Raw genomic sequence first — 26,508 nt, forward strand, 5'->3', positions numbered from 1 at the left:
GGCGGGTCAGCGGGCGGAGCTGAAGTCCGGCTTGCGCTTGCCGACGAACGCGTCGACACCCTCGCGGCCGGTGGGCCCCCCGGCCGCGGCCGAGATCGACGCGGCCTCGGCGTCGAGCTGATCGGACAGGCTCGACTCCTCGGAGCGGGCGAGCAGCGACTTGATGCCCGCGTAGGAGCTGGTCGGGCCCGAGGCGAGCGACTGTGCGAGGGTCATCGCCTCGGCCTGCACGTCGTCGTCGCCGACGATCCGGGTCAGCACGCCGAGCCGGACGGCTTCCTCGGCGTCGAGAATCGCGTCGGTGAGGATGATCTCGCGGGCCTTGCGGGCACCGACGATCCGCGGCAACGTCCACGACATGCCGCCGTCGGGGGTGAACCCGATGCCCGGGTAGGCGGGACGCATCTTCGTGGAGGCGCCGCCGATCGCGACGTCGGCCGCGCACACCAGGCTCATACCGGCACCGGCCGCCCAGCCGTGCACCGCGGCGACGACCGGAACGGTCGCCGCGGCCAGCGCCCGGACGAACTCGTGCAGTTCGTTGGCGACACCGAGGACGTAGGCGGCGCGGTCGTCGGCGCCGGCGAAGGCCCGGACGTTGCCGCCGGCGCAGAAGTTGCCGCCGTCCCCGACGAGCAGCACGGCACCGGCGGCGATCTCACCGGCCGCGAGTGCGCGCAGTGCGGTGGTGCCCTGGTTGACACCGGTGGAGTCGAGGGACGTGCCGTTGTCGGCGGTGGCAATGGCGATGCGGAGGACGCCGCCGTCGAGGCGGACGTGGCTGAGGCCGTCGAGAGAAGTCACCGCTGAACCATATCGGTGGCCGGCAGGCGCCCACGCCCGCACTCCCGTCGAGCGGTCGAGGCGTCCGGCAGAAACGACAGTGCCCCGACACCGGGAGGTGTCGGGGCACTGTCGATGCTGGAGAAGATCAGCCGCGGACGACCTTGCCGGCCTTCAGGCAGGAGGTGCACACGTTGAGCTTCTGACGGGTACCGGATCCAACCTGGGCCCGGACAGTCTGAATGTTCGGGTTCCAGCGACGGTTGGTACGCCGGTGCGAGTGCGAGACCGACTTACCGAAGCCGGGTCCCTTGGAGCAGACGTCGCAGACGGCAGCCATAGTCGCGAACTCCTTGATGTGATGCGGATGGTTTCAGTTGCGCACGGGTGACACCGAAGTGAACCGTGCCGGGCAACCGTGCCAGATTAACGGGAAGGTGGGTCATTGACCAAACCGGCACCTCCACCTCGCGTGAGGTGAGCGAGCCGCCGGGTGCTGCCGCTAATCTTTGCGCAGTCGACGATACCAGGGCGGAGGGACGGAAAATACGGTGCTCGAGGCCCTGACGAACGTGGACGGGGTGGCGTTACGCCGCTGGGCGAGCGGCTGTGTCGACGGGCTGACGGACCGGTGCGACGACATCAACCGCGTCAACGTGTTCCCGGTCGCGGACTCCGACACCGGGACGAACCTGCTGTACACGATGCGTGCCGCCGCCGAGGGGGCGTTCTCGGCCGCCGTCGACGCCCCGGTCGGGGAGGTCGCGGCCGCGCTCGCCCGCGGTGCGGTGTCCGGCGCGCGGGGAAATTCCGGGGTGATCCTGTCGCAGGTGTTGCGCGGCATCGCCGAGGTCGCCCGGAACGGGCGCCTCGACGCCGACACCGTCCGGGGCGCGCTGAACGAGGCGGCGGTCCTGGCGACCGAGGCGATCAGCATCCCGGTCGAGGGGACCATCGTCACCGTCCTGCGGCACGCCGCGGCCACCGCCGACGCCTGCCCCGCAGGCACCGACCTCGCCGGGGTCGTGCGCGCCGCCGCGTCCGGCGCGGTGGAGGCGCTCGAACACACGCCGTCACAGTTGGCGGAGCTCGGTCGCGCGGGCGTCGTGGACGCGGGTGGTCTCGGACTGGTCGTCATCCTCGACGCGCTCGTCGGGGTCGTCACCGGGGTGACGCCGGACCGCACCGATCTCGCGCTCACTCCGGGGCCGCACGAGGTCGGGGAGGCGGGGGCGGCGCCGGCGGCGTCTCCGCCGCCGGCCCCGTGCCCGGACGATCCCGGCGCCCAGGACTACGAGGTGATGTTCCTGCTGGCCGGCAGCGACGAGGCCCTGGTCGGGGAGTTGCGGCTGCGCCTCGACGCGCTCGGCGATTCGGTCATCATCGTCGGCGACGGCTCCGGATCGTGGTCGGTGCACGTGCACTGCCTCGACCCGGGTGCCGCGGTGGAGGCCGGCCTCGCCGCGGGACGGGTGCACGGCATCAGGATCTCCTGCTTCGCGCTCGACGCGATCCGCTCGGGCGGGGTGGCCGGCGCGGCCACACCGGTCCCGGGGCGGCGGTGCATCCTGGCGGTGGTGTCCGGCGACGGCGCCGCCGACCTGTTCGCCGCCGAGGGCGCGGAGATCCTGCGCGCCGACGAACCGGTCACCCCCGAGCGGCTGCTGACCGCGATCCGTGGTCTCGGATGTTCGGAGGTGCTGGTCCTGCCGAACGGGGCGCTCCCCGCGCAGGAGCTGGTCACGGTCGGTGTCGCGGCCCGCGACGACAACCGTTCCGTGCTGCTGCTGCCGACGTCGTCGATGGTGCAGGGGCTCGCCGCCCTGGCCGTGCACGACGACACCCGGGCCGCCGTCGACGACGGGTTCGCGATGTCGGAGGCGGCCGCGTCGACCCGGTGGGGGTCGGTGCGCGTCGCGGCCGAGCGGTCGCTGACGCTGATGGGGACCTGCGAGGCCGGTGACGGGCTCGGCATGATCGGCCACGAGGTGGTGGTGATCGCCGCGGACGCCGCCGAGGCCGGTCGCCGGCTGCTCGACCAGGTGCTCGGCGTCGGTGGCGAGTTGGTGACGTTGCTGCTCGGGGTGCACGCCCCGGACGAGCTCGGGGACCTGCTCGCCGACCACGTCGCGCGCAATCATCCGGGTGTCGAGGTCCTCGTCTACCCCGGGGGGCAGGACGTCGATCTGTTACAGGTCGGTGTCGAGTAGTAGGACTACTCGTGTGAGACGAAGGACGCACCGATGGCAACCCTGAGCGACCGCCTCGACCACCTGCTCGGCAGGAAGGTGGCCGAGCCGCTGGCCGCGGATTTCGAGATCCACACCGTCGAGGACCTGCTGCGGCACTATCCACACCGGTACGCGACACAGGGCGCGGAGCTCGGCGAGAGCAAACCCCCCGAGGGGGCGCACATCACGCTGGTGGCCACCGTCGTCAAGGCGGACGTCGTGCCGTTCAAGAACCGCAGCGGCAAGATGCTGCGCACCGTCCTGGCCGCGGACACCCAGCGGGTCGACGCCACCTTCTTCAACCCGCAGAAGGTCGCGCACGCGATCAAACCCGGTGTGCGCGCGATGTTCTCGGGTACCGCGAAGTACTTCCGCGAGCAGCTGCAGCTGACCCACCCGAGCTACCTGATCCTGCCGGCCGCCGACGCCGAGCCGGTCGTCGGCGGCCGCGTCCGCGGTTCCGGTGAACTCGCCGACATGGCCCGGATCGCGCAGGGGTCGGACTCCGCGGTCGACATGGAGATCTTCGACCGTGCACTGATCCCGGTGTACCCGTCCACCCGCGACGTGCAGAGCTGGACGCTCGCCAAGTGCGTGCGGCAGGTCCTCGACCAGCTCGACCCGGTGCCCGACCCGTTGCCGGCGGGCATCCGGGAGGAGCTCGGCCTGATCGGACTCGACGAGGCGCTGCGCCTGGTGCACCGGCCCGAGACGAAGGACGACGTCGACCGCGCCCGCGAGCGGCTGCGGTTCGACGAGGCCGCGGCCCTGCAGTTGGTCCTGGCCCGGCGCCGCCACGCCGTCGACGAGCGCGTCGCCCCGGCGTGCCCGCCACGACCGGACGGCCTCGCCGCCGCGTTCGAGGCGCAGCTGCCGTTCACGCTGACCGACGGCCAGCTCGCCGTCGCCGGGGAGATCTCGGCCGACCTGACCCGGGCGCACCCGATGAACCGGCTGCTGCAGGGGGAGGTCGGGTCGGGCAAGACGGTCGTCGCGCTGCGCGCGATGCTGCAGGTGATCGACGCCGGCTACCAGTGCGCACTGCTCGCGCCGACCGAGGTGCTCGCGGTGCAGCACGCCCGATCGGTGCGTCAGATGCTCGGCGGTCTCGCTCTCGCAGGCGAACTCGGTGCGGACGACCACGCCACCCGCGTCACGCTGCTGACCGGGTCGATGCCGGCGCGGGAGCGGCAGGCCGCGCTGCTCGACGCGGTGAGCGGGGCGGCGGGCATCGTGATCGGCACGCACGCGCTGATCCAGAAGGGCGTGGAGTTCAACAACCTCGGCATGGTCGTCGTCGACGAGCAGCACCGCTTCGGCGTCGAGCAGCGCGACGTGCTGCGCGCCCGCGCCCGCGACGGGCTGAGTCCCCACATGCTGGTGATGACCGCGACCCCGATCCCGCGGACGATCGCGATGACGGTGCTCGGCGACCTCGAGACGTCGACACTGCGGGAGCTGCCGCGCGGTCGTTCGCCGATCGTCAGCAACGTGGTGTCCGCGACGGAGAAACCGGCCTGGGTGGACCGGGCGTGGGCCCGGATCGTCGAGGAGGTCGCGCAGGGCAGGCAGGCGTACGTGGTGTGCTCGCGGATCGGCGACGGCGACGAGGAGCCCGACGACGGCGGCGAACTGCTGGTCGACGACTTCTTCACCGGCGACGGGAGCCCGGCGCCGGTGACGAAGTCGTCGACCCGGAAGGCGAAGCCGCCGAAGGGCTCCGACGCGCCGCAGACCGCGGCCGCCCTCGCCGTGTTCGACCAGCTCCGGGCCGGCCCGCTCGCGTCGGTCCGGGTCGGGCTGCTGCACGGCCGGCTGCCGTCCGACGAGAAGGACACCGCGATGCGGGACTTCACCGCCGGCGACATCGACGTCCTGGTGTGCACGACCGTCGTCGAGGTCGGGGTCGACGTCCCGAACGCCACCGTCATGGTCATCGTCGACGCCGACCGGTTCGGCGTCAGCCAGCTGCACCAGCTGCGCGGCCGCGTCGGTCGCGGTGCCCACCAGGGACTGTGCATCCTGCTCACCGCCGCGCGGCCCGAGGCGCCCCCGTTCCGGCGCCTGAGCGCTGTCGCGGGCACCAACGACGGCTTCGAACTCGCCCAGCTCGACCTGGCGCAGCGACGCGAAGGCGACGTGCTCGGCGCCGCGCAGTCCGGCACCGCGACCACGCTGCGGTTGCTGTCGCTGCTCGACCACGAGGAGGTCATCGAGTCGGCCCGCGCGTTCGCGCACGCGGTCGTGGCCGAGGACCCCGACCTGTCCGCGCATCCCGGCCTGGCCTCGATGGTGACCGCCGGACTCGACGCCGCGGGACTCGACTTCCTCGACAAGTCCTAGCGTGTTCGGCGGCGGCGCCCACCGGTCCGCCGCCGCCGACGCCGTTCCGACCGAAGAGGAAGTGTCATGCCAGACGACCTGTCGGCTCCGTCCGACGACCTGTCCGCGTACGAGACCGAACTGTCCGCGATCGAACGGCGCGTCACGCGGGAGTTCTCGTTCGGCCGCAGGCGGCCGGCGGTGCTCGCCGCGATCGGGGTGCTCGTGCTCACCCTGTTCCTGCCGCACGCCGGGACGTCTTCGGCGCTGGCGGTGCTCGCCGGGGCCGACGACGCCACCGCGACGGCGCCGCTGCGACTGTTCCTCGGCTTCGTCGTGGTGTTCGGGATCGGGGTGTCGGCGCTCGCGGTGCTCACCCGACGGTGGGCGCTGTCGTGGCTGGCGATGATCGGAACCGCGATGGGCTTCGTGTTCGGGCTGCTCGCCCGGTGGTCCCAGCAGTCGCTGCCGATAGAGGTGCGGCCGTCGGACCCGGGATACGGACTGCTGGTCGCGTGGGCGGCGATGGCCCTGCTCGCGGTTCAGTGGGCGTCGGTCACGTGGAGCCGCGCCAACGTGATGCAGGGCCGGCCGCGAAACGGACGATAGTCCCAGGTCCGGTTCACATCGGGCGCTGTGGCTGTGTGAGGTGGGGCACGGTAGCGTACTGCATCGTTACAGGTTTCCCAATGAACGGGTGCTTCCCAGATGTTGGGACGTCGAGCCATGTTCGCCGTGAACGCAAGGGTAGTTTTCAGCGATGTTCTCAAAAGTGTTGGTTGCCAATCGCGGTGAAATCGCGATCCGGGCCTTCCGTGCCTCCTACGAGCTGGGTGCGGGCACCGTCGCCGTCTTTCCGTACGAGGACCGCAACTCGGTCCACCGGTTGAAGGCCGACGAGAGTTACCAGATCGGCGAGCAGGGACACCCGGTGCGGGCCTACCTGTCCATCCACGAGATCGTGTCGGCGGCCAAGAAGGCCGGTGCCGACGCGATCTACCCCGGCTACGGCTTCCTGTCGGAGAACCCGGACCTCGCGGCGGCGTGCGCGGCCGAGGGCATCACGTTCGTCGGCCCGTCCGCCGAGGTGCTCGAGCTCACCGGCAACAAGGCCCGGGCCATCGCGGCCGCGAAGGCCGCCGGGCTGCCGGTGCTCGCATCGTCGGAGCCGTCGTCGAACGTGGACGAGCTGCTGGCCGCGTCGGAGTCGATGGAGTTCCCGATCTTCGTCAAGGCCGTCGCCGGTGGTGGCGGCCGTGGCATGCGGCGGGTCGCCGACCGCGCGCAGCTGCGGGAGTCGATCGAGGCGGCGGCCCGCGAGGCCGAGTCCGCGTTCGGTGACCCGACGGTGTTCCTCGAGCAGGCCGTCGTCGACCCGCGGCACATCGAGGTGCAGATCCTCGCCGACGGGGCGGGCAACGTCATCCACCTGTTCGAGCGGGACTGCTCGGTGCAGCGCCGGCATCAGAAGGTGATCGAGCTGGCGCCGGCGCCGAACCTGCCGGAAGAGCTGCGGCGGAAGATCTGTGCGGACGCGGTCGCGTTCGCCAGGCAGATCGGCTACACCTGCGCCGGCACCGTCGAGTTCCTCCTCGACACCCGCGGCAACCACGTCTTCATCGAGATGAACCCGCGAATCCAGGTCGAGCACACGGTGACCGAAGAGGTCACCGACGTCGACCTGGTGCAGGCGCAGCTGCGCATCGCGTCCGGCGAAACCCTCGAAGACCTTGGCCTGAGCCAGGATTCGATCAAGCTCCGGGGTGCGGCCCTGCAGTTGCGGATCACCACCGAGGATCCCGCGAACGGGTTCCGCCCGGACACCGGCCGGATCACCGCCTATCGCACCCCCGGCGGCGCCGGGGTCCGGCTCGACGGCGGCGCGAACCTCGGTGCCGAGGTCGGCGCGTACTTCGACTCGATGCTGGTCAAGCTGACCTGTCGGGGCCGGGACCTGCGCGCGGCGGTCGCGCGTGCCCGGCGCGCGGTCACCGAGTTCCGCATCCGCGGTGTCGCGACGAACATCCCGTTCCTGCAGGCGGTGCTCGACGACCCGGACTTCATCGCCGGGAACGTGACCACCTCGTTCATCGAGCAGCGGCCGCAGCTGCTGACGTCGCGGGCGTCCGCGGACCGCGGCACGAAGATCCTGACGTACCTCGCGGACGTGACCGTCAACAAGCCGCACGGGGCCCGCCCGACCGCGGTGTACCCGCACGACAAGCTGCCCGACATCGACCTCAGGGTCGCGCCGCCGGCCGGATCGAAGCAGCGCCTGACGGAGCTCGGTCCGGAGGGGTTCGCCGCGGCGCTGCGCGCGCAGGACGCGCTCGCGGTCACCGACACCACGTTCCGGGACGCGCACCAGTCGCTGCTGGCGACGCGGCTGCGCACCCGCGACCTGCTCACCGTCGCCGGGCACGTCGCCCGGATGACCCCGCAGTTGCTCTCGGTCGAGGCGTGGGGCGGCGCGACGTACGATGTCGCGCTGCGGTTCCTGCACGAGGATCCGTGGGAGCGCCTGGCCGCCCTGCGGGAGGCGATGCCGAACATCTGCCTGCAGATGCTGTTGCGTGGCCGGAACACCGTCGGCTACACCCCGTACCCGGAGACGGTGACCCGGGCGTTCGTCCGCGAGGCCACCGCCACCGGCGTCGACATCTTCCGCATCTTCGACGCGCTGAACAACGTCGACCAGATGCGGCCCGCGATCGACGCGGTCCGGGAGACCGGGACCGCGGTCGCCGAGGTCGCCCTCTCCTACACCGGTGACCTGTCGAACCCGAACGAGGACCTCTACACCCTCGACTACTACCTCAAGCTCGCCGAGCAGATCGTCGACGCGGGCGCCCACGTGCTCGCGATCAAGGACATGGCGGGCCTGCTCCGCGCCCCGGCGGCCGCGACGCTGGTGTCCGCGCTGCGCAGCAACTTCGACCTGCCGGTGCACGTGCACACCCACGACACCCCCGGGGGCCAGCTCGCGACGTATCTCGCGGCGTGGCAGGCCGGCGCGGACGCCGTCGACGGCGCCAGCGCCGCGATGGCCGGCACCACGAGCCAGCCCGCGTTGTCCGCGATCGTGGCCGCCGCGGCGCACAGCCCGCGCGACACCGGCCTCGACCTGCAGGCGGTGTGCGACCTCGAGCCGTACTGGGAGGCGCTGCGAAAGGTGTACGCCCCGTTCGAGTCCGGGCTTCCCGCGCCGACCGGACGTGTCTACACCCACGAGATCCCGGGCGGTCAGCTGTCGAACCTGCGGCAGCAGGCGATCGCACTCGGTCTCGGTGACCAGTTCGAGGAGGTCGAGGCCAAGTACGCGGCCGCGGACCGGATGCTCGGTCGCCTGGTCAAGGTCACCCCGTCGTCGAAGGTGGTCGGCGACCTCGCCCTGCACCTGGTCGGGTCCGGTGTCGACACCGAGGAGTTCGCCGACAACCCCGCCGGTTTCGACATTCCGGACTCGGTCGTCGGCTTCCTGCGCGGGGAACTCGGCACCCCGGCGGGTGGGTGGCCCGAACCGTTCCGCACCAAGGCCCTCTCGGGCCGCGGTCCGGCGAAGCCGGAGACGCCGCTCGCGCCCGCCGACGAGGCCGGTCTGGCCGGCACCCCGCAGGAGCGGCGCGCCACTCTCAACCGGCTGCTGTTCCCCGGCCCGACCCGGGAGTTCGGCGAGCACCGCGACAAGTACGGCGACACCTCGCGGCTGTCGGCGAACCAGTTCTTCTACGGCCTGCGTCGCGGCGAGGAACACCGCGTCCAGCTCGCGAAGGGTGTCGAGCTGCTGATCGGTCTCGAGGCGATCTCCGAACCCGACGAGCGCGGCTACCGCACCGTCATGTGCATCCTCAACGGCCAGCTGCGGCCGGTCGCTGTGCGGGACCGGTCGATCGCCAGCGAGGTGCCCGTCGCCGAGAAGGCGGACCGGGCCAACCCCGGTCACGTCGCGGCGCCGTTCGCCGGTGTCGTCACCCTCACGGTCGCCGAGGGCCAGAAGGTCGCGGCCGGGGACACCGTCGCCACGATCGAGGCGATGAAGATGGAGGCCGCGATCACCGCGACCCGCGGCGGCACCGTCTCCCGTCTGGCGATCGGACCCGTCCAGCAGGTCGAGGGCGGCGACCTCCTCGCTGTCATCTCCGTCGTCGCCGCCGAGGAGGACGGCCCGCAGTGACCCGGATCGTGGCCGGCGCCGCGGGCGGACGTCGGCTCCGGGTGCCCGAACAGGGCACCCGGCCGACGTCCGAGCGGGTGCGCGAGGCCCTGTTCAGCGCGCTCGACGCGCGCATCGACCTCGACGGCGCGCGCGTGCTCGACCTCTACGCCGGCTCGGGAGCCCTTGGGCTCGAAGCGCTTTCGCGCGGTGCGGGGCACGTGCAGCTGGTCGAGTCGAACGCCCGGGCCGCCGCGGTGGTGCGGGCGAACGTCGCCGAGGTGGGCCTGCCCGGTGCGGTCGTGACGACCGCACCGGCGGCCGCCGTCGTCGCCGGGACACCCGACGGCGAGTACGACATCGTGATGCTCGACCCGCCGTACGCGCTGGGAGAGGGCGAACTCGGCCGCGTGCTCGCCGATCTCGCGGCGAAACGCTGGATCGGGCAGGGCTCGCTCGTGGTCGTCGAGCGGGCGGCCCGGTCGCCGGAGACGGTGTGGCCGGACGGATTCGAGGTCGAACGGGTCCGCAAGTACGGTGACACCCGCGTCGAGATCGCCTGTTACCGTCTGCAGTCATGAGCAAGGCGGTCTGCCCCGGTTCCTTCGATCCCGTCACCAACGGTCACCTCGACGTGATCGCCCGCGTGGCGGTGCAATTCGACGAGGTCGTCGTCACCGTCGTCGTGAACCCCAACAAGCAGGGCATGTTCACGATCGACGAGCGGCTGGAGATGCTGCGGGAGGCGACGGCCGACCTGCCGAACGTGCGTGTCGACTCGTGGCAGGGTCTGCTCGTCGACTACGCGACCGCGCACGGTGCGACCGCGATCGTCAAGGGTCTGCGCGGCGCGAACGACTTCGACTACGAGCTGCAGATGGCGCAGATGAACCACAAGCTCACCGGCGTCGACACCCTGTTCGTCGCGACCAACCCCCGCTACAGCTACCTGTCCAGTTCGCTGGTCAAGGAGGTCGCGACGTACGGCGGGGAGGTGGCGGACATGCTGCCCGAACAGGTGCACGCCCGCCTGCTCGAGCGGATCGCCGAACGTAAGGCCGCTCACTAGGGACTTCCCGGTAGGGCGCGTCGCCGCGTCGCCGTCGCCCGCTGCGGCAAGATTGACGACGACAAGCCGCTGTCGAGGAAGGGGTGTGGCGTGTACCGGGTATTCGAGGCGCTCGACGAGCTCGTCGCGATCGTGGAGGAGGCCCGCGGTGTCCCGATGACCGCCGGCTGCGTGGTGCCGAGGGGCGACGTCCTCGAACTGCTCGACGACGTCCGCGACGCGATCCCGGGCGAACTCGACGACGCCCAGGACGTTCTCGACCATCGGGACAAACTCGTCGGTGACGCGCGCACCCACGCCGAGCAGACGGTGTCGGGGGCCAACGCCGAAGCCGAGGAGACGCTGACCGGTGCCCGGGACAGCGCGGACCGCATCCTCGCCGACGCCAAGGACAAGGCGGACCGGATGGTCTCCGAGGCCCAGGCCCACGCCGAGCAACTCGTGGCCGACGCCCAGGACGAGGCCGAGCGCACCGTCGCGGCCGCGCGCCGCGAGTACGAGGACGTGACCGGCCGGGCCGCCGCCGAAGCGGAGCGGATGGTCGAGTCCGGGCGTGCCGCGCAGGAACGCTCGATCGCGGACGGCCGCGCCGAGCAGGAACGCCTCGTGTCGGACACCGAGGTGGTGCAGGCCGCGCACGCGGAGTCCGCGCGAGTGATCGACGCCGCGCACGCCGAGTCGGATCGGCTGCGCAGCGACTGCGACCTGTACGTCGACAACAAGCTCGCCGAGTTCGAGGAGTTCCTCACCGGCACGATCCGGTCGGTGGGCCGTGGCCGGCAGCAGTTGCGGACCGGTTCCGGGGTGCCGACCTACGACGAGGGCGAGGAGCGGCGCTCCGACTGGCGGCGCTGACGGGAGCGGGCCCGCGACCGGACCCGGCCGTCCGCCGGTCGTGTCAGTGGGTCCGCGCCCGTCGGGGCGTCACGGCATCCGCCGTCGAGATCGGAGCGGTCGCCGGTGGCCGGCGTCGCCGCCGGATCGCCTTCTCGGCCTCCACGACGACCGGGACGATCAGGGCCCAGCCGAGGCAGGCGAGCCACTGCCGCCCGGTCAGCGACGTCGTCATCAGCAGGTCCTGCAGGAAACCGAGTTCGACCGCCAGCACGGTCACGACGACCGGCACCGACAGGATCTTCAGTGCGCCGAGCACGGGTGCGGTGAGCCCGGACTCCGGATCCCGACGCATGACGAGCCCGGCCATGATCGATCCGAGAGAGAGCACCACGAACGCCATGGTCATCGGAACGTTCGCCTCGGTCGTACTCATCTCGCCGGGTGCGAGCAGCATCGCGGCGAGTGTGACGGCGAACTGCAGGATCCCGTAGGCCAGCCACTGGACGAACGCGCCCCGGTTGGCGATCGGCTGTTCGGGATCGCGCGGCGGCTTGTTCATCAGGTTCGGCGGCGACGGGTCGACCATGATGACGGCGACCGGGAACAGAGTGATGAAGAAGTGCTGGAACAGCACCATCAACGGCGTCAGCGCCACCCCTTCGTTGATGTCGAAGACGCTCGCGACGAGGAACAGCAGAACCAGCGAGAACAGCTTGGACATCTGGTAGCGGATGTACGAGACGATCTTCTCGTAGATGCTGCGGCCCAACCGGATCGCCGTGATCAGCGTCCCGAAGTTGTCGTCGGTGAGCACCATCTTGCCGGCCTGTTTGGTGACCTCGCTGCCCGAGCCCATCGCCACCCCGATGTCGGCCTTCTTCAGGGCCGCGGCGTCGTTGACGGCGTCGCCGGTCATCGCGACCACCGCGCCGCTGCGCTGCATGACGTCGGCCAGGCGCAACTTGTCCTGTGGTGTGACGCGCCCGAACACGTGCAGGTTCGGCAGGCGGGCCGCCAGCTCCTCGTCGGTCAGCGTCTGCAGTTCGGGACCGCCGATCGCACCCGGACCGAGCCCGAGTTCGGCGCCGATCGCCGACGCGGTGATCGCATGGTCGCCGGTGATCATCCGGACCTCGATGCCGGCCTCGTGTGCGGTGCGCACGGCCTCGACGGCCTCGGGTCGCAACGGGTCGATGATGCCGACCATCCCGACGAAGGTGAGGTCCTCGACGAAGTGCATCGGATCGGCCCGGACCGCGTCCTCCTGTCCCTCGACGTCGCGCGCGGCGAAGGCGAGCACCCGGAGACCCTTCTCCGACATGGCCCGGTTCGCCGCCTCCAGTTCCTCGCGGACCTCGTCGATCGGCACCGCCTGCCGGTCGGGTCGGAACACGGTGGTGCAGCGGTCGATCACGACGTCGGGTCCACCCTTGACGACTTCCAGGAGCCGGGTGGTCCCGTCGATCTCGAGGTGGTGGAAGGTGGCCATGAACTTGTACGCCGAGTCGAACGGCACCTCCGCGACCCGCGGGTACTTCCGGCGGGTCAGCGGTGCGTCGACGCCCATCTTCGCGGCGAGCACCACCAGCGCGGCTTCGGTCGGGTCGCCGACGATCTCGCCGGAGTCGGACACCGTGGCGTCGCTGTCCAGGCAGAGTCCGTAGGCGAGCATCGTGAAGGCGGGCACCGCCTCGCCCGCGGCGTGGGTGATCCTCCCGGACTTCGCGTAGCCCTCGCCTTCGACCGTGTACCAGCGGGTGTGGTGGTACAACGACCGCACCGTCATCTGGTTCATCGTGAGCGTGCCGGTCTTGTCGGAGTTGATCGCGCTGGTCGCTCCGAGCGTCTCGACGTCGGTCAGGTTCTTCACCACCGCCTTCGCATCGGCGAGCTGCCGGGCCCCGTACGCGAGCATGGCCTGGACGAACGTCGGCAGACCGGTCGGGATCGCGGAGACCCCCATCGAGATGCCGAGCAGCAGCAGCGTCGTCATGCTCTGACCACGGATCACGCCGATGATCACGATGATCGCCACCGCGACCCACGCGATCAGGCCGAGAACCTTGGTCAGCGAGTCCAGTTCGCGCTGCAACGGTGACTTGCCGGGCTCGACCGCCGAGAGCATCGACGCGATCCGGCCCATCTCGGTGTGCATCCCGGTGTCGGTGACCACCATCGTGGCGGTGCCGCGGGTGACCGAGGTGTTCTGGAAGACCATGTTGCTGCGGTCGCCGAGCGGAACGTCGGCCCCGGTCAGTGTGGCCGGGTCCTTCCCGATCGGGGCGCTCTCGCCGGTCAGCGCCGCCTCCTGCGTCTCGAGGGTCGCCGACCGGAGCAGCCGCCCGTCCGCAGGCACGATGTCACCGGCCTCGAGTTCGACGATGTCGCCCGGGACGAGAGCGGTCGCGTCCAGCTGTGTCAGCGTGCCGTCGCGGATCACCCGTGCCTGCGGTGTCTGCATCTTCGCCAGGGCGTCGACACTGGCCCGCGCCTTCAGTTCCTGCTGGGTGCCCAGCACCACGTTGAGCAGAACCAACGCTGCGACCACGATCGCCGTCGGGATCTCCCCGATGACGATGCTCACGACGGCGACCGCGACCAGCATCAGGTTCATCGGATCCCGAAGCTGTCGCAGCGCGGTCGCCCAGATCGAGGGGGACGGCTCGGCGGCGATCTCGTTCGTGCCGTAGCGGCGGGTGCGTTCCTCCGCGTCCGTCCCGGTCAACCCGGCCAGCGGATCGGAGGTGAGCGCCGCGACGACCGCGTCGGGGTCCTGGGTGTGCCATGGCCGAACCGGGGGAGTGTCGGCGGTGGCCTGGGCGGCGGGCTGGTGCTCGGTGGTGGACATGACCGGAGACTCCTCAGTACGGGGTGGGAATCCAGTGCAGTGGCTGGTGCGTGGGCTGGTAGCCGTCCGCGGACTGCCGCGGCGGCAGTTCGACGTCGTGATGTTCCAGCGGTTCGTAGGGCACCTGGTCGAGCAGGTGGCTGATGACGTTGAGCCGGCCCCTCTTCTTGTCGTCCGTGTTGACCAGGAACCAGGGCGCCCACCCGGTGTCGGTGAGCCGGAACATGTCGTCGCGGGCCCGGGAGTAGTCGTACCAGCGGCTGTACGACTCGAGGTCGAGGTCCGAGAGCTTCCAGATCTTGCGGGGATCGTCGATGCGACTCTGCAGTCGCCGGGTCTGCTCTTCCTCGCTGATCTCGAGCCAGTACTTGAGCAGGATGATGCCGGATTCGACGATGGTGCGTTCGACCGCGGGGATGGCCTCGAGGAACTGCAGCGACTGCTCCTCGGCGCAGAAGCCCATCACCCGCTCGACCCCGGCGCGGTTGTACCAGCTGCGATCGAAGACCACCACCTCGCCGGCCGCGGGCAGGTGCGGCACGTACCGCTGGATGTACATCTGCGACTTCTCGCGCTCGGTAGGAGCGGGCAGGGCGATGACGCGGAACATCCTCGGGCTGACGCGTTCCGTGATGGCCTTGATGACCCCGCCCTTGCCCGCGGTGTCGCGGCCCTCGAACACGATGCAGATCTTGGCGCCGGAGGATCTGACCCATTCCTGCATCGCGACGAGTTCGGCCTGCAGTGGCACGAGGAGGTGGCGGTACTCCTTGTACTTCATCCGGTCGGGCGGGGTCGGTGGTGCGCCGGGTGCGAGAAGCTCATCTCCGGAGGAGGTCGCCTGTGCGCCGACCGGGGTGCGCCCGGACTTCCCGCCGTGCTCGCCGCCGCCGTGCTTCTTGCCGCCGTGCTTCTTTCCCACGGAACACCCCTCGCCCTCGTCGGCGCGACGAGAAACCGCCTGCCGGTACCCCGTCCCGGGGACCGTCGACTGCGGCGCCGCCGCGCGGCTCGGATGAATCGACTGGTGTCATCATCCACCCGGTCGAGGGGAGGCGCAGGTCGAAACCGCGCCGCCGACCCGGGTACGCCGGTTTCGCGTGCACGCGGCCGTCGCGTACCCTGGGGTGGTTGCCCAATCCGGGTCTCGTCCAGGGTCCACAAGGAAAGAGTGTTCGCGTGTCCTCCCATCGCTCCACCGCGCCCCGTCCGCACGCCGGCGGTTTCGTGCTGGACACCCGGAAGCTCGGTCGCCGTCCGGGATCGATGACCACACTCACCCGCACGGTGCCCACTCCGAATCGGATCGGGCTCGACCTGATCGCGGTTCCCGCCGGGTCCGACGTCGAACTCGACCTGCGCCTCGAGGCGGTCTCCGAGGGCGTCCTCGTCACCGGCACCGTCCGCGCCGCGACGACGGGGGAGTGCTCGCGCTGCCTCGAGCCGTTCGAGGGCGAACTCGACCTCCACCTGACCGAACTGTTCGCCTACCCGAACAGCGTCACCGAGGAGACCACCGAGGAGGACGAGGTCTACCGGATCGTCGACGACCTGATCGACCTGGAACCGGTCATCGTCGACGCCGCCGGTCTCGAACTTCCGCTGCAGCCGTTGTGCAGCGAAGACTGCCAGGGACTGTGCCCCGAATGCGGGGTTCGCCTGGCGATTGCAGAATCCGGGCATGGGCATGAGATACTGGATCCTCGCTGGGCTGCCCTCGCGGGGAAGTTGGTTGACGCCGCTGGTGTCGATGCCGATGCAGAGTCCAGCACGAGTCGTGTGAACACCGAAGCCGAGGAGAAGTAGAAGTGGCTGTCCCCAAGCGCAGAATGTCGCGGTCCAACACCCGGTCGCGGCGCAGCCAGTGGAAGACCACTGCGCCCACCCTCATCACCTGCCCGAACCGTGGCTGCGGCGAGAAGACGCTGCCCCACATCGCGTGCCCGTCCTGTGGCACCTACAAGGGTCGTCAGGTCACCGCTGCGGTCTAGTCGCAGTGACAAGCAGTACGAGCCCGAAGGCTCCCGCCGGCGGCGAGGAGGGGAAACATGCGTCCCTCCTCGCCGCTCTTGGCGTTGAATTGGACGATTCGCTGTTGACCCTGGCGTTGACGCACCGCTCGTACGCGTACGAGAACGGTGGTCTGCCGACCAACGAGCGGCTCGAGTTCCTGGGCGACTCCGTCCTCGGTCTGTCCGTCACCGAGCGGCTCTACATCGCGCACCCGAACAAGTCCGAGGGCGAGCTCGCGAAGATCCGGGCCAGCATCGTCAACATGCACGCGCTGGCCGAGGTCGCGCGCGGACTCGGTGAAGGCGGACTCGGCGCGCACCTGCTGCTCGGCAAGGGCGAGGAACTGACCGGCGGCCGGGACAAGGCCAGCATCCTGGCCGACGGGATGGAGTCGCTGCTCGGTGCCGTGCACCTCGAGCACGGCATCGACACCGCACGGGCGGTGGTGCTGCGGCTGTTCGCGGATCTGCTCGAGCGGGCTCCCAAGCTCGGCGCCGGCCTGGACTGGAAGACCAGCCTCCAGGAGCTGACCGCCGAACGTGGCGACGGTGTGCCGTCGTACGAGATCAGCGCGACCGGCCCCGATCACGACAAGGAGTTCACCGCGACCGTGGTCGTCGCCGGTGTGCCCCTGGGCACGGGTGTCGGACGGTCGAAGAAGGAAGCCGAGCAGAAGGCCGCCGGCGCCGCCTGGAAGGCCCTGACCGACGGACGGTCGGACTCCTCGTCGTCCGACGGCGACGAGACGCCCGGCGAGTAACACACCGTGCCCGAACTGCCCGAGGTCGAGGTGGTGCGTCGGGGGCTCGACGCCCACGTCGTCGGCTCCCGGGTGGCCGCGGTCGAGGTGCTGCACCCGCGGGCGGTGCGTCGGCACCTGCCCGGCGGCGCCGACCTGGCGTCTCGGCTGACCGGCGCCGAGGTCACCGCCGCGCGGCGGCGTGGCAAGTATCTCTGGCTCGAGGTCGACGGGGGCGAGCTCGCCGTCGTCGTGCACCTGGGCATGAGCGGGCAGATGCTCGTGCAGTCGCCCGACGTGGCCCGCGAGAAGCACCTGCGCATCCTCGCCGAACTCGACAGCGGCCGGCAGTTGCGGTTCGTCGACCAGCGCACGTTCGGCGGCTGGGCGCTCGCCCCGCTCGTCGACTCCGGCGGTACCGCGGTACCGGAGCCGGTGGCGCACATCGCCCGCGACCCTCTCGATCCGCTGTTCGACCCGGACGCCGTGGTCGCGGCGATCCGGTCGAAGCACTCCGAGATCAAGCGCGTCCTTCTCGACCAGACGGTGCTGTCCGGGGTGGGGAACATCTACGCCGACGAGGCGTTGTGGCGCAGCAGGATTCACGGAAACCGCCCGGCGGATCGGCTGACCCGACCCCAGGTGCGGCTGCTGCTCGAGTCGGTGAGCGCGGTCATGGGCGAGGCGCTCGCCCAGGGTGGCACCTCGTTCGACGCCCTGTACGTCAACGTCAACGGCGAGTCCGGCTACTTCGACCGTTCCCTGTCGGCCTACGGCCGCGAGGACGAACCGTGCGCGCGGTGCGGTGCGCCGATCCGGCGGGAGAAGTTCATGAACCGCTCGTCCTACAGCTGCCCGACCTGCCAGCCGCGTCCGCGGCTGCGCCGCCTGTGAGTGGGTCGCACGTCACACCCTGACGCGGGGGCGTCAAGATCCCGTAAAGCGGCCCGGGTGGCCGCGTTAGCGAGCCGTAAGAGAACCCCGTTCGGGGCTTTTCGGGGAGCACTCTGCACTGTGGCCCGAGACGGGCCGGGCGCGCCGACGGACGGCGGCCCTTTCGCAGTGTGAAGAGGAATGCGTGATGGCTGATCTGGCCTACGTGATGCTGATCATCGGAACCTTCGCCGTGTGCGCGGCAGTGCTGCGCGGACTGCAGCCGAAGCGGGCCCGGTGACCGCGGCCGGCACCGTGAGCGTCGTGCTGATCGCGCTCGCGGCGGCTCTGGTGATCTACCTGCTCGTCGCGCTCGTCGACCCGGAGAGGTTCTAGCCCTGTGAATCCCGCACTCGCCGCGGGACCGCAGATCGCGTTTGTGCTCGGAGTGCTCGCGATCGTCTACGTCCCCGTCGGCGACCACATGGCCAAGGTGTACGGCCCCGACCCCGACCTCCGATCCCGCGACCTGCGGATCGAGACGGTCCTCTACCGGCTCTGCCGGATCGACGCCCGCACCGACCAGTCCTGGTACGGCTACGCCGGTTCCCTTCTCGGTTTCTCCGCCGCGAGCGTGCTGTTCCTCTACCTCCTGCAGCGCGTCCAGGGAGTGCTGCCGCTGAGCGGCGGCCTCGAGGCCGTGAGCCCGGCGGTCGCGTTCAACACCGCGGCCTCGTTCGTGACGAACACCAACTGGCAGTCGTACACACCCGAGACGACGATGAGCAACCTGACGCAGGCGCTCGGGCTGGCGGTGCAGAACTTCGTGTCCGCGGGTGTCGGCCTGGCCGTCGCGGTCGCGTTGATCCGGGGATTCGTCCGGGTCTCACACGGCGGTGCGATCGGCAACTTCTGGGTCGATCTGACCCGCAGCTGCCTGCGCATCCTGCTGCCGCTCTCGTTCCTGATCGCGCTGATCCTGCTGAGCCAGGGCGTGATCCAGTCCGTCCGGACCGGCTTCACCTCGACGGGCCTCGACGGCCACGTGGTCACCAACGCGCTGGCCCCGGTCGCCTCGCAGGAGGCGATCAAGGAGCTCGGCACCAACGGCGGTGGCATCCTGGCCGCGAACTCCGCCCACCCGTTCGAGAACCCGACCCCGATCACGAACATCGTGGAGATCCTCGCGATCCTGCTGATCCCGGTGTGCCTGACCCGGACCTTCGGGACGATGGTCGGCGAGCGCAAGCAGGGCCTCACGCTGCTCGCGGTGATGGGCGTGTTGTGGGGCGGCCTGCTCGCGGTGACACTGGCCGCGGAGTCCGGTACCCGTGGTGTCGCCGCGTCGGCGGCCGGCGCGATGATGGAGGGCAAGGAGGTCCGGTTCGGCATCCCCGGCAGCGCCCTGTTCGCGGTCGCCACCACCGGAACATCCACCGGCGCGGTCAATTCCGCGCACGACAGCATGTCCCCGCTCGGTGGCGGCGCGGTGCTGCTGAACATGATGCTCGGTGAGATTGCGCCGGGTGGCGTCGGCACCGGGCTCTACGGCATCCTCGTGCTCGCGATCGTCGCGGTGTTCGTCGGCGGACTGCTCGTCGGCCGTACCCCCGAGTACCTGGGCAAGAAGCTGGGACGCCGGGAGATCACTCTGGCCGCGCTGTCGGTGCTGGTGATGCCTGCGCTGGTGCTGATCGGGACGTCGATCACCGTGACACTCGGCTCGACGATCGGCTACCTCGGCAACTCGGGCGACCCGGGCACCCCGCAGGCCATCCACGGGTTCACCGAGGTGCTGTACGCGTACGCGTCGGCGTCGAACAACAACGGCAGCGCGTTCGGCGGGCTCACCGTCACCAGCGACTGGTTCCAGGCCTCCCTCGCCGTGTGCATGCTGCTCGGGCGTTTCCTGCCGATCCTGTTCGTGCTGGCCCTCGCCGGATCGCTGGCCTCGCAGCAGCGAACCGCACCCACGCCCGGCACACTGCCCACCACCGGACCGATGTTCGCCGGCCTGCTCACCGGGACCGTCGTCCTGGTCGCGGCACTGACCTTCTTCCCGGCCCTCGCGCTGGGCCCGATCGCGGAGGCGCTCCAATGACCGTGCACACCCAGGAACGTCCCGTGACGTTCGCCGAATCCGGTGGTGATCCGCACCCGAAACAGGTGCAGGCCGGAGTCTTCGACCCCCGGCAGATGGTGACCTCGCTGCCCGGCGCGGTCCGCAAGCTCGACCCGCGGCACCTCGCGCGCAACCCGGTCATGTTCGTGGTGTTCGCCGGGTCGGTGGTGACGACCGTGATGGCGGTGGCCGACCCGTCGGTGTTCTCGTGGCTCGTCGCCGGCTGGCTGTGGTTCACCGTGTTGTTCGCGAATCTCGCCGAATCCGTCGCCGAGGGCCGCGGCAAGGCGCAGGCGGCGAGCCTGCGAAAGGTCAAGCAGGACACCACCGCCCACCGGATCACGACCAGCGGTGCGATCGAGGCGGTGCCCGGGACCGACCTGACGGTCGGGGATCGGGTGGTCGTGGTCGCCGGCGAGGTGATCCCGGGTGACGGTGACGTCGTCGAGGGCATCGCCACCGTCGACGAGTCGGCGATCACCGGCGAATCGGCGCCGGTGGTGCGCGAATCCGGGGGCGACCGGTGCGCGGTCACCGGTGGCACCGTCGTGCTGTCGGACCGGATCGTCGTCGAGATCACCGCGGCGCCCGGGCACTCGTTCGTGGATCGGATGATCGCGCTGGTCGAGGGGGCGGCGCGACAGAAGACGCCCAACGAGATCGCGTTGAACATCCTGCTGGCGTCGCTGACGATCGTCTTCCTGCTCGCCGTCGTCGCGATCGGCCCGATGGGTCTGTACGCCGGTCACGCGCAGGACCCGATCAAGCTGATCGCCCTGCTGGTGTGCCTGATCCCGACGACGATCGGCGCCCTGCTGTCCGCGATCGGAATCGCCGGGATGGACCGACTCGTGCAACGCAACGTGCTCGCGATGTCCGGTCGCGCGGTCGAGGCCGCCGGCGACATCGACACGCTGCTGATGGACAAGACCGGGACCATCACGTTCGGCAACCGGCGGGCCACCGCGCTGCACCCGGCGCCCGGTGTGGACGTCGCCGACCTCGCCGCCGCCGCGCGGCTGTCCAGCCTCGCGGACGGCACCCCGGAGGGGCGCAGCATCGTGGATCTGTGCGAGGCCGAGTTCGGACTGGCCGCCGACCCGTCCGACGCCGAGAAGGCCGCCGAGTTCGTGCCGTTCACCGCGCAGACCCGGATGAGCGGCCTCGATCTGCCTGCCGCTGGGGGGAGCGACGGCTCGGTCGGCGTGGGTGAGCGTATTCGCAAGGGCGCCGGTGACGCGGTCCTCGCGTGGGTGTCGGCCGAGGGGGGCAGTGTCGGGGCCGCGGTGACGGACACCGTCAACGACATCGCCTCCGCTGGTGGCACGCCGCTCGTCGTCGCGGTCGCCTCCGCGGATGCGGTCCGGGTGCTCGGCGTCATCCAGCTCTCGGACGTCGTGAAACCCGGTATCGCGCAGCGGTTCGCGGAGCTGCGGGCGATGGGCATCCGGACCGTGATGGTCACCGGCGACAACCCGTTGACCGCGAAGGCGATCGCCGACGAGGCAGGCGTCGACGACTTCATGGCCGAAGCGACGCCCGAGGACAAGCTCGAGCTGATCCGGCGCGAGCAGAGTGGCGGTCGCCTGGTCGCGATGACCGGCGACGGGACCAACGACGCTCCCGCGCTCGCGCAGGCCGACGTCGGCGTTGCGATGAACACCGGCACCTCCGCCGCGAAGGAGGCCGGGAACATGGTGGACCTGGACTCGGACCCGACGAAGTTGATCGAGGTCGTCGAGATCGGCAAGCAGTTGCTGATCACCCGCGGCGCCCTGACGACGTTCTCGCTCGCCAACGACCTGGCGAAGTACTTCGCGATCCTGCCCGCGTTGTTCAGCGTCGTCTATCCGCAGCTCGACGCCCTCAACGTGATGCGCCTGGCCACCCCGGAGTCGGCGATCGTGTCGGCGGTCGTGTTCAACGCGCTGGTCATCGTCGCGCTGATCCCGCTGGCGCTCAAGGGCGTCCGCTACCGGCCCGCGAGCGCGTCGACGCTGCTCGGCCGAAACCTGTTGGTGTACGGACTCGGCGGTGTGATCACGCCCTTCGTGGGCATCTGGCTGATCGACCTCGTCGTCCGACTGATCCCCGGAATCGGGTGAGTGACGATGCGATTCACACTCGGACTCCTGCGCCAGGTGCGCGCGGGGCTCGTCGTCCTGCTGGCGCTGACCGCGCTGCTCGGGATCGGGTACCCGGCGGCGGTGTGGGGGATCGGCCGGATCATGCCGGGTTCGGCGGAGGGTTCTCCGGTCCGTGACGCCCACGGCTGTGTGGTCGGCAGCCGGTGGGTGGGGGTCGATCCTCAGGTCGACCCCGGCGCACCGGACCCGTTCTTCCACGCCCGGGTGACCGGCTCGGTCTCCGCCGGCGATCCGTTCGCCCCCGGCGATCCCGCGGCCGCGCTGCCCACCAACCAGGGGCCGAGCAGCGAGATCCTCGCAGGTTTCGTCGAGGCGCGCCGCGCCGTGATCGCCGATCGGGAAGGTGTGCGGCCCGACGAGGTGCCGGTCGACGCGCTCACCGGATCCGGGTCGGGCATCGACCCGCACATCAGTCCCGCCTACGCGCAGCTGCAGGTGCGGAGGGTCGCGCAGGTCAACGGCCTGAGCGAGGACCGGGTGCGGGCGCTCGTCGCCGACCACACCGAGGGACGCCAGCTCGGGTTCCTCGGCGCGGATCGGGTGAACGTGCTCGAGCTGAACCTCGCGGTCGGTCGCACGGCGCCGGGTTGCGGTACCGCGGGTGGATGATGGCGGGGTGAGTGGTACCGAGTCCGCGCGCAGGCCCGGGGTGAGTGACAGCGACACCGCCCGTCGCCGAGGTGAACTGCGCATCTACCTGGGTGCCGCGCCGGGCGTCGGCAAGACCTACGCGATGCTCGGCGAGGCGCACCGGCGCCGGGAACGCGGCACGGACGTGGTCGCGGCCGTGGTGGAGACCCACGGTCGCGCCCGCACCGCCGCCCAGATCGGTGACCTCGAGGTGATACCGCCGAAGATCATCGAGTACCGCGGCACGTCGATGGGGGAGCTGGACGTCGACGCGGTGCTGCGGCGGCGCCCGGCGCTGGTGCTCGTCGACGAACTGGCCCACACGAACACGCCGGGCAGCCGGAACGAGAAGCGGTGGCAGGACGTCGAGGAGGTGCTCGCCGCCGGCATCGACGTCCTGTCCACCCTCAACGTCCAGCACCTCGAGTCGCTGAACGACGTCGTCCACCAGATCACCGGGGTGGTCCAACAGGAGACGGTGCCGGACGAGGTGGTGCGTGCCGCCACCCAGGTCGAGCTGGTCGACATCACGCCGGAAGCGTTGCGGCGCAGGCTCTCCCACGGAAACGTGTACACCGCGGAGAAGGTCGACGCGGCGTTGAGCAACTACTTCCGCCGCGGCAACCTCACCGCGCTGCGCGAGCTCGCGCTGCTGTGGGTGGCCGACCAGGTCGACGCCGCCCTCGCCAAGTACCGGGCCGAGAACGCGATCACCGCCACGTGGGAGGCGCGGGAGCGGGTCGTGGTGGCGGTCACCGGCGGTCCCGAGTCCGAGACGCTGATCCGGCGCGCCAGCCGGATCGCGTCGAAGGCCAGTGCGGAGCTGATGGTCGTGCACGTGGTGCGCGGCGACGGCCTGGTGGGGGTGTCGGCACCGGAGATGGGGAAGGTCCGCAAGCTCGCGTCGAGTATCGGCGCCACCCTGCACAGCGTCGTCGGCGACGACGTCCCCGCGACCCTGCTCGACTTCGCCCGCTCCGCCAACGCCACCCAGCTGGTGCTCGGCACCTCCCGCCGGTCCCGGTGGGCGCGGATCCTCGACCAGGGCATCGGCGCCACCGTCGTCCAGCAGTCGGGCGGCATCGACGTCCACATGGTCACGCACGGGGAGACGGCACCGCCGCGACGCTGGCTGCCGACCGGGTCCCGCCCACGGCGCGCGGTGTCGTGGATCGCCGCGGTGCTGGTGCCGTCACTGGCGGCGCTGGTGATGGCGGCGGTCAACAGCCTGTGGGACGTCGGCGGCCAGAACGCCTTGTTCTTCATCGTCGTGCTGCTCGTCGCCCTGCTCGGCGGTGTGGCACCGGCGGCGCTGTCGGCGTTGATCTCCGGGCTGCTGCTGAACTACTACTTCACGCCGCCGGTGCACAGTTTCACGATCGCCGAGCCCGACAACTTCATCACCACGGTGGTGCTGCTGGTGATCGCGGTCGCGGTCGCGGTGCTCGTCGACGAGGCGGCCAAACGCACCCGCGAGGCGCGTCGGGCGTCGCAGGAAGCGGAACTACTGGCACTGTTCGCCGGCTCGGTGCTGCGCGGAGCCGACCTGTCCGCGCTGCTCGCCAAGGTCTGCGAAACCTACGGCCAGCGGGCCGTCAGCGTCGTCCACCGGAGCGACGGGGTGATCAGCGCGGTCGGGGAGACGCCGCCGCGCACCCTCGACGAGGCGGACACGGTGTGCGAGGCCGGGGACGGGGAGTACGCGCTGGCGCTGTGCGGGCCCGAGGTGGCGGCGCGGGATCGCCGGGTGCTCACGGCCGTCGCCAACCAGGCGGTCGGGTTGATCCGCCAGGAGCAGCTGGCCGCGCAGGCCAGCGAGGCACGGGCCCTCGCCGAGGCCGACCGGTTGCGGCGCGCTCTGTTGTCCGCGGTCAGCCACGACCTGCGCACGCCGCTGGCCGCCGTGAAGGCGGCGGTGTCCAGCCTGCGCAGCGACGACGTCGAGTTCTCGCCGGAGGACACCGCGGAACTGCTTGCGACGGTGGAGGAGTCGACCGACCAGTTGACGAACCTGGTCGGGAACCTGCTGGACTCCTCGCGGCTCGCGGCCGGTGTCGTGCGGCCGACGCTGCGCCCGGTGTACCTCGACGAGGTCGTGCACCGGGCCCTCGTCGGCGTCGTGGCCGGGACGGCGTGGGGTGCCGGCCCCGCGGCGCGGGACCGCGTCCGGGTTGACGTCGGTGCGCACGCCGTCCTCGCGGACAGCGGACTGCTCGAACGGGTCGTCGCGAACCTCGTCGACAACGCACTGCGATATGCACCGGACACGGTGGTGCGGATCGCCGCGGCGGCGGTGAAGGACCGGGTGCTGATCACGGTCGCCGACTCCGGACCCGGGATTCCCCGCGGCGCGGAGGAACAGATGTTCGACGCCTTCCAGCGGCTCGGCGACCGCGACACCAGCACCGGGGTCGGGCTGGGGCTGTCGGTGGTACGCGGGTTCGTCGAGGCGATGGGTGGAACCGTCACGGCCACCGACACGCCCGGTGGTGGGCTGACGATGGTGGTGGATCTCGAGGGAATCGGAAAGGCTGACTGAGTGACACGGGTACTGGTGATCGACGACGAACCGCAGATCCTGCGCGCGCTGCGGATCAATCTGAGCGTGCGCGGATACGAGGTGACGACCGCGAGCAGTGGTGGTGCCGCGCTGCGGGCCGCCGCCGAACGGCACCCCGAGGTGATCGTCCTCGACCTGGGGTTGCCGGACATGGACGGCATCGAGGTGCTCGCCGGGCTGCGGGGCTGGTCGAGCGCACCGGTGATCGTGTTGTCGGCGAGGACGGACTCCGCCGACAAGGTTGCCGCGCTCGACGCCGGCGCCGACGACTACGTCACCAAGCCGTTCGGGATGGACGAGTTCCTGGCCCGGCTGCGTGCGGCGGTCCGTCGCGGAGCGGCCGCACCCGACACCGCCGACCCGGTCGTGGTGACCGACTCGTTCACCGTCGACCTGGCCGCGAAGAAGGTGACCAAGGGCGACGCGGAGGTGCACCTGACCCCAACCGAGTGGGGCATGCTCGAGATGCTGGTGCGCAACAAGGGCAAGCTCGTCGGCCAGAAGGAACTCCTGCGCGAGGTGTGGGGTCCGGCGTACGCCACCGAAACCCACTACCTGCGTGTCTATCTCGCCCAGCTGCGGCGCAAGCTCGAAGACGACCCGTCCACGCCCCGGCACCTGATCACCGAGGCGGGGATGGGCTACCGCTTCCAGGAGTGAGCCCCGCGGCCGCGTCCGATGCGGTCGCCCGCGATGCCGCGCGGCGGCAATGGCAGGATTGGGTCATGACCGACCAGAGCCCCGCGACCACGCCCGCCGCCACCGAGCTGTGGGTCGAGCGCACAGGTACCCGCCGCTACACCGGCCGCAGCTCCCGCGGCGCCGAGGTCCTGATCGGGTCGGAGTCGGTCGAGGGTGTGTTCACCCCCGGCGAGCTGCTCAAGATCGCGCTCGCGGCCTGCAGCGGGATGAGCTCGGACCTGCCGCTGTCGCGCCGGCTCGGCGACGACTACGACGCCACCGTGCGGGTGTCCGGCGCGGCCGACCGGGTGAACGAGGTGTACCCGCTGCTCGAGGAGGTGCTCGAGGTCGACCTCAGCGAACTGGACCCCGAGGCGCAGCAGCGGCTGATCACCGTCGTGGAGAAGTCGATCGACAAGGTGTGCACGGTCGGCCGCACCCTCAAAACCGGCACCGTCGTTCAGCTTTCGATTGAAACCGATTCGTGATCTGATAGGCGC

At 70.7% G+C, this 26,508-nt stretch carries 22 protein-coding genes; 18 read left to right on the plus strand and 4 right to left on the minus strand.

What is annotated here, in order from left to right:
- Positions 1-6: 6 nt before the first annotated feature.
- Together ABD951_RS07535 and rpmB are read right to left on the minus strand one after the other, a co-directional pair.
- Positions 7-804 (minus strand): enoyl-CoA hydratase/isomerase family protein, encoded by a 798-nt coding sequence (locus tag ABD951_RS07535; protein ID WP_345343193.1) that lies wholly within the window; start codon positions 802-804, stop codon positions 7-9.
- Positions 805-931: 127 nt separating this feature from the next.
- Positions 932-1,123, minus strand: coding sequence for a 50S ribosomal protein L28 (gene rpmB, locus ABD951_RS07540; protein WP_345343195.1), 192 nt, complete (start codon positions 1,121-1,123; stop codon positions 932-934).
- Positions 1,124-1,334: 211 nt separating this feature from the next.
- On the opposite strand from rpmB, the gene ABD951_RS07545 reads away from it, so the two are divergent.
- The 7 genes from ABD951_RS07545 (at position 1,335) to ABD951_RS07575 (ending at position 11,413) form a co-directional block, all read left to right on the plus strand.
- Positions 1,335-2,993: a DAK2 domain-containing protein gene (locus ABD951_RS07545; RefSeq protein WP_345343197.1), complete on the plus strand. Its 1,659-nt coding sequence runs from the start codon at positions 1,335-1,337 to the stop codon at positions 2,991-2,993.
- A 33-nt stretch (positions 2,994-3,026) separates the two neighbouring features.
- Positions 3,027-5,357, plus strand: a complete 2,331-nt coding sequence (gene recG / locus ABD951_RS07550; protein WP_345343199.1) for an ATP-dependent DNA helicase RecG — start codon at positions 3,027-3,029, stop codon at positions 5,355-5,357.
- A gap of 66 nt (positions 5,358-5,423) precedes the next feature.
- Entirely contained in the window at positions 5,424-5,945 is a 522-nt protein-coding gene (locus ABD951_RS07555) for an Rv2732c family membrane protein (RefSeq protein ID WP_345343201.1), read from the plus strand.
- A gap of 151 nt (positions 5,946-6,096) precedes the next feature.
- Positions 6,097-9,510 carry a pyruvate carboxylase gene (locus ABD951_RS07560; RefSeq protein ID WP_345343203.1) on the plus strand — a complete coding sequence of 1,138 codons (3,414 nt, stop codon included), beginning with the start codon at positions 6,097-6,099 and terminating at the stop codon, positions 9,508-9,510.
- Complete coding sequence (gene rsmD, locus ABD951_RS07565) at positions 9,507-10,070, plus strand: 16S rRNA (guanine(966)-N(2))-methyltransferase RsmD (RefSeq protein ID WP_345343205.1); 564 nt, start codon at positions 9,507-9,509, stop codon at positions 10,068-10,070. Before ABD951_RS07560 ends, rsmD begins: the two co-directional genes overlap by 4 nt.
- A complete protein-coding gene (coaD, locus tag ABD951_RS07570) occupies positions 10,067-10,558 on the plus strand; it encodes a pantetheine-phosphate adenylyltransferase (RefSeq protein WP_345343207.1) in 492 nt (163 codons plus the stop codon). The genes rsmD and coaD overlap by 4 nt, the downstream gene beginning before the upstream one ends.
- Before the next feature lie 90 nt (positions 10,559-10,648).
- Positions 10,649-11,413 (plus strand): DivIVA domain-containing protein, encoded by a 765-nt coding sequence (locus ABD951_RS07575; protein ID WP_345343209.1) that lies wholly within the window; start codon positions 10,649-10,651, stop codon positions 11,411-11,413.
- A gap of 43 nt (positions 11,414-11,456) precedes the next feature.
- On the opposite strand, the gene ABD951_RS07580 is transcribed toward ABD951_RS07575, so the two are convergent.
- Together ABD951_RS07580 and ppk2 are read right to left on the minus strand one after the other, a co-directional pair.
- Positions 11,457-14,243 carry a cation-translocating P-type ATPase gene (locus tag ABD951_RS07580; protein ID WP_345343211.1) on the minus strand — a complete coding sequence of 929 codons (2,787 nt, stop codon included), beginning with the start codon at positions 14,241-14,243 and terminating at the stop codon, positions 11,457-11,459.
- Positions 14,244-14,256: 13 nt separating this feature from the next.
- Complete coding sequence (gene ppk2, locus ABD951_RS07585; RefSeq protein WP_345343213.1) at positions 14,257-15,165, minus strand: polyphosphate kinase 2; 909 nt, start codon at positions 15,163-15,165, stop codon at positions 14,257-14,259.
- A 257-nt stretch (positions 15,166-15,422) separates the two neighbouring features.
- Between ppk2 and ABD951_RS07590 the strand changes: the two genes are divergently transcribed.
- The 11 genes from ABD951_RS07590 (at position 15,423) to ABD951_RS07640 (ending at position 26,496) form a co-directional block, all read left to right on the plus strand.
- Complete coding sequence (locus tag ABD951_RS07590; RefSeq protein ID WP_425569793.1) at positions 15,423-16,049, plus strand: YceD family protein; 627 nt, start codon at positions 15,423-15,425, stop codon at positions 16,047-16,049.
- A 2-nt stretch (positions 16,050-16,051) separates the two neighbouring features.
- Positions 16,052-16,234: a 50S ribosomal protein L32 gene (rpmF, locus tag ABD951_RS07595; RefSeq protein ID WP_137799096.1), complete on the plus strand. Its 183-nt coding sequence runs from the start codon at positions 16,052-16,054 to the stop codon at positions 16,232-16,234.
- A gap of 5 nt (positions 16,235-16,239) precedes the next feature.
- The gene (gene rnc, locus ABD951_RS07600; protein WP_345343220.1) at positions 16,240-17,016 is read left to right on the plus strand and encodes a ribonuclease III; all 777 of its coding nucleotides are present in this window, start codon (positions 16,240-16,242) and stop codon (positions 17,014-17,016) included.
- Positions 17,017-17,022: 6 nt separating this feature from the next.
- Complete coding sequence (gene mutM, locus ABD951_RS07605) at positions 17,023-17,889, plus strand: bifunctional DNA-formamidopyrimidine glycosylase/DNA-(apurinic or apyrimidinic site) lyase (RefSeq protein WP_345343222.1); 867 nt, start codon at positions 17,023-17,025, stop codon at positions 17,887-17,889.
- A 276-nt stretch (positions 17,890-18,165) separates the two neighbouring features.
- Positions 18,166-18,264 (plus strand): K(+)-transporting ATPase subunit F, encoded by a 99-nt coding sequence (kdpF, locus tag ABD951_RS07610; protein WP_345343224.1) that lies wholly within the window; start codon positions 18,166-18,168, stop codon positions 18,262-18,264.
- Between the two features lie 4 nt (positions 18,265-18,268).
- Positions 18,269-19,969, plus strand: coding sequence for a potassium-transporting ATPase subunit KdpA (gene kdpA / locus ABD951_RS07615; protein WP_345343226.1), 1,701 nt, complete (start codon positions 18,269-18,271; stop codon positions 19,967-19,969).
- The gene (kdpB, locus tag ABD951_RS07620; protein ID WP_345343228.1) at positions 19,966-22,095 is read left to right on the plus strand and encodes a potassium-transporting ATPase subunit KdpB; all 2,130 of its coding nucleotides are present in this window, start codon (positions 19,966-19,968) and stop codon (positions 22,093-22,095) included. Before kdpA ends, kdpB begins: the two co-directional genes overlap by 4 nt.
- A gap of 6 nt (positions 22,096-22,101) precedes the next feature.
- Positions 22,102-22,746, plus strand: a complete 645-nt coding sequence (locus ABD951_RS07625; RefSeq protein WP_345343230.1) for a potassium-transporting ATPase subunit C — start codon at positions 22,102-22,104, stop codon at positions 22,744-22,746.
- 7 nt (positions 22,747-22,753) lie between these two features.
- The gene (locus tag ABD951_RS07630; RefSeq protein ID WP_345343232.1) at positions 22,754-25,306 is read left to right on the plus strand and encodes a DUF4118 domain-containing protein; all 2,553 of its coding nucleotides are present in this window, start codon (positions 22,754-22,756) and stop codon (positions 25,304-25,306) included.
- A complete protein-coding gene (locus ABD951_RS07635; RefSeq protein ID WP_345343234.1) occupies positions 25,307-25,987 on the plus strand; it encodes a response regulator in 681 nt (226 codons plus the stop codon).
- 65 nt (positions 25,988-26,052) lie between these two features.
- Positions 26,053-26,496: an OsmC family protein gene (locus ABD951_RS07640; protein WP_345343236.1), complete on the plus strand. Its 444-nt coding sequence runs from the start codon at positions 26,053-26,055 to the stop codon at positions 26,494-26,496.
- Positions 26,497-26,508 lie beyond the last annotated feature (12 nt).

It is taken from the genome of Rhodococcus olei (assembly GCF_039540555.1).
Taxonomy (GTDB): domain Bacteria; phylum Actinomycetota; class Actinomycetes; order Mycobacteriales; family Mycobacteriaceae; genus Rhodococcus_G; species Rhodococcus_G olei.

Coding starts and splice junctions, on each gene's coding strand:
- kdpB (WP_345343228.1), top strand. CDS start 19,966: ATGACCGTGCACACCCAGGAACGTCCCGTGACGTTCGCCGAATCCGGT.
- rpmB (WP_345343195.1), bottom strand. CDS start 1,123: ATGGCTGCCGTCTGCGACGTCTGCTCCAAGGGACCCGGCTTCGGTAAG.
- ABD951_RS07625 (WP_345343230.1), top strand. CDS start 22,102: ATGCGATTCACACTCGGACTCCTGCGCCAGGTGCGCGCGGGGCTCGTC.
- ABD951_RS07555 (WP_345343201.1), top strand. CDS start 5,424: ATGCCAGACGACCTGTCGGCTCCGTCCGACGACCTGTCCGCGTACGAG.
- recG (WP_345343199.1), top strand. CDS start 3,027: ATGGCAACCCTGAGCGACCGCCTCGACCACCTGCTCGGCAGGAAGGTG.
- ABD951_RS07640 (WP_345343236.1), top strand. CDS start 26,053: ATGACCGACCAGAGCCCCGCGACCACGCCCGCCGCCACCGAGCTGTGG.
- coaD (WP_345343207.1), top strand. CDS start 10,067: ATGAGCAAGGCGGTCTGCCCCGGTTCCTTCGATCCCGTCACCAACGGT.
- ABD951_RS07560 (WP_345343203.1), top strand. CDS start 6,097: ATGTTCTCAAAAGTGTTGGTTGCCAATCGCGGTGAAATCGCGATCCGG.
- ABD951_RS07580 (WP_345343211.1), bottom strand. CDS start 14,243: ATGTCCACCACCGAGCACCAGCCCGCCGCCCAGGCCACCGCCGACACT.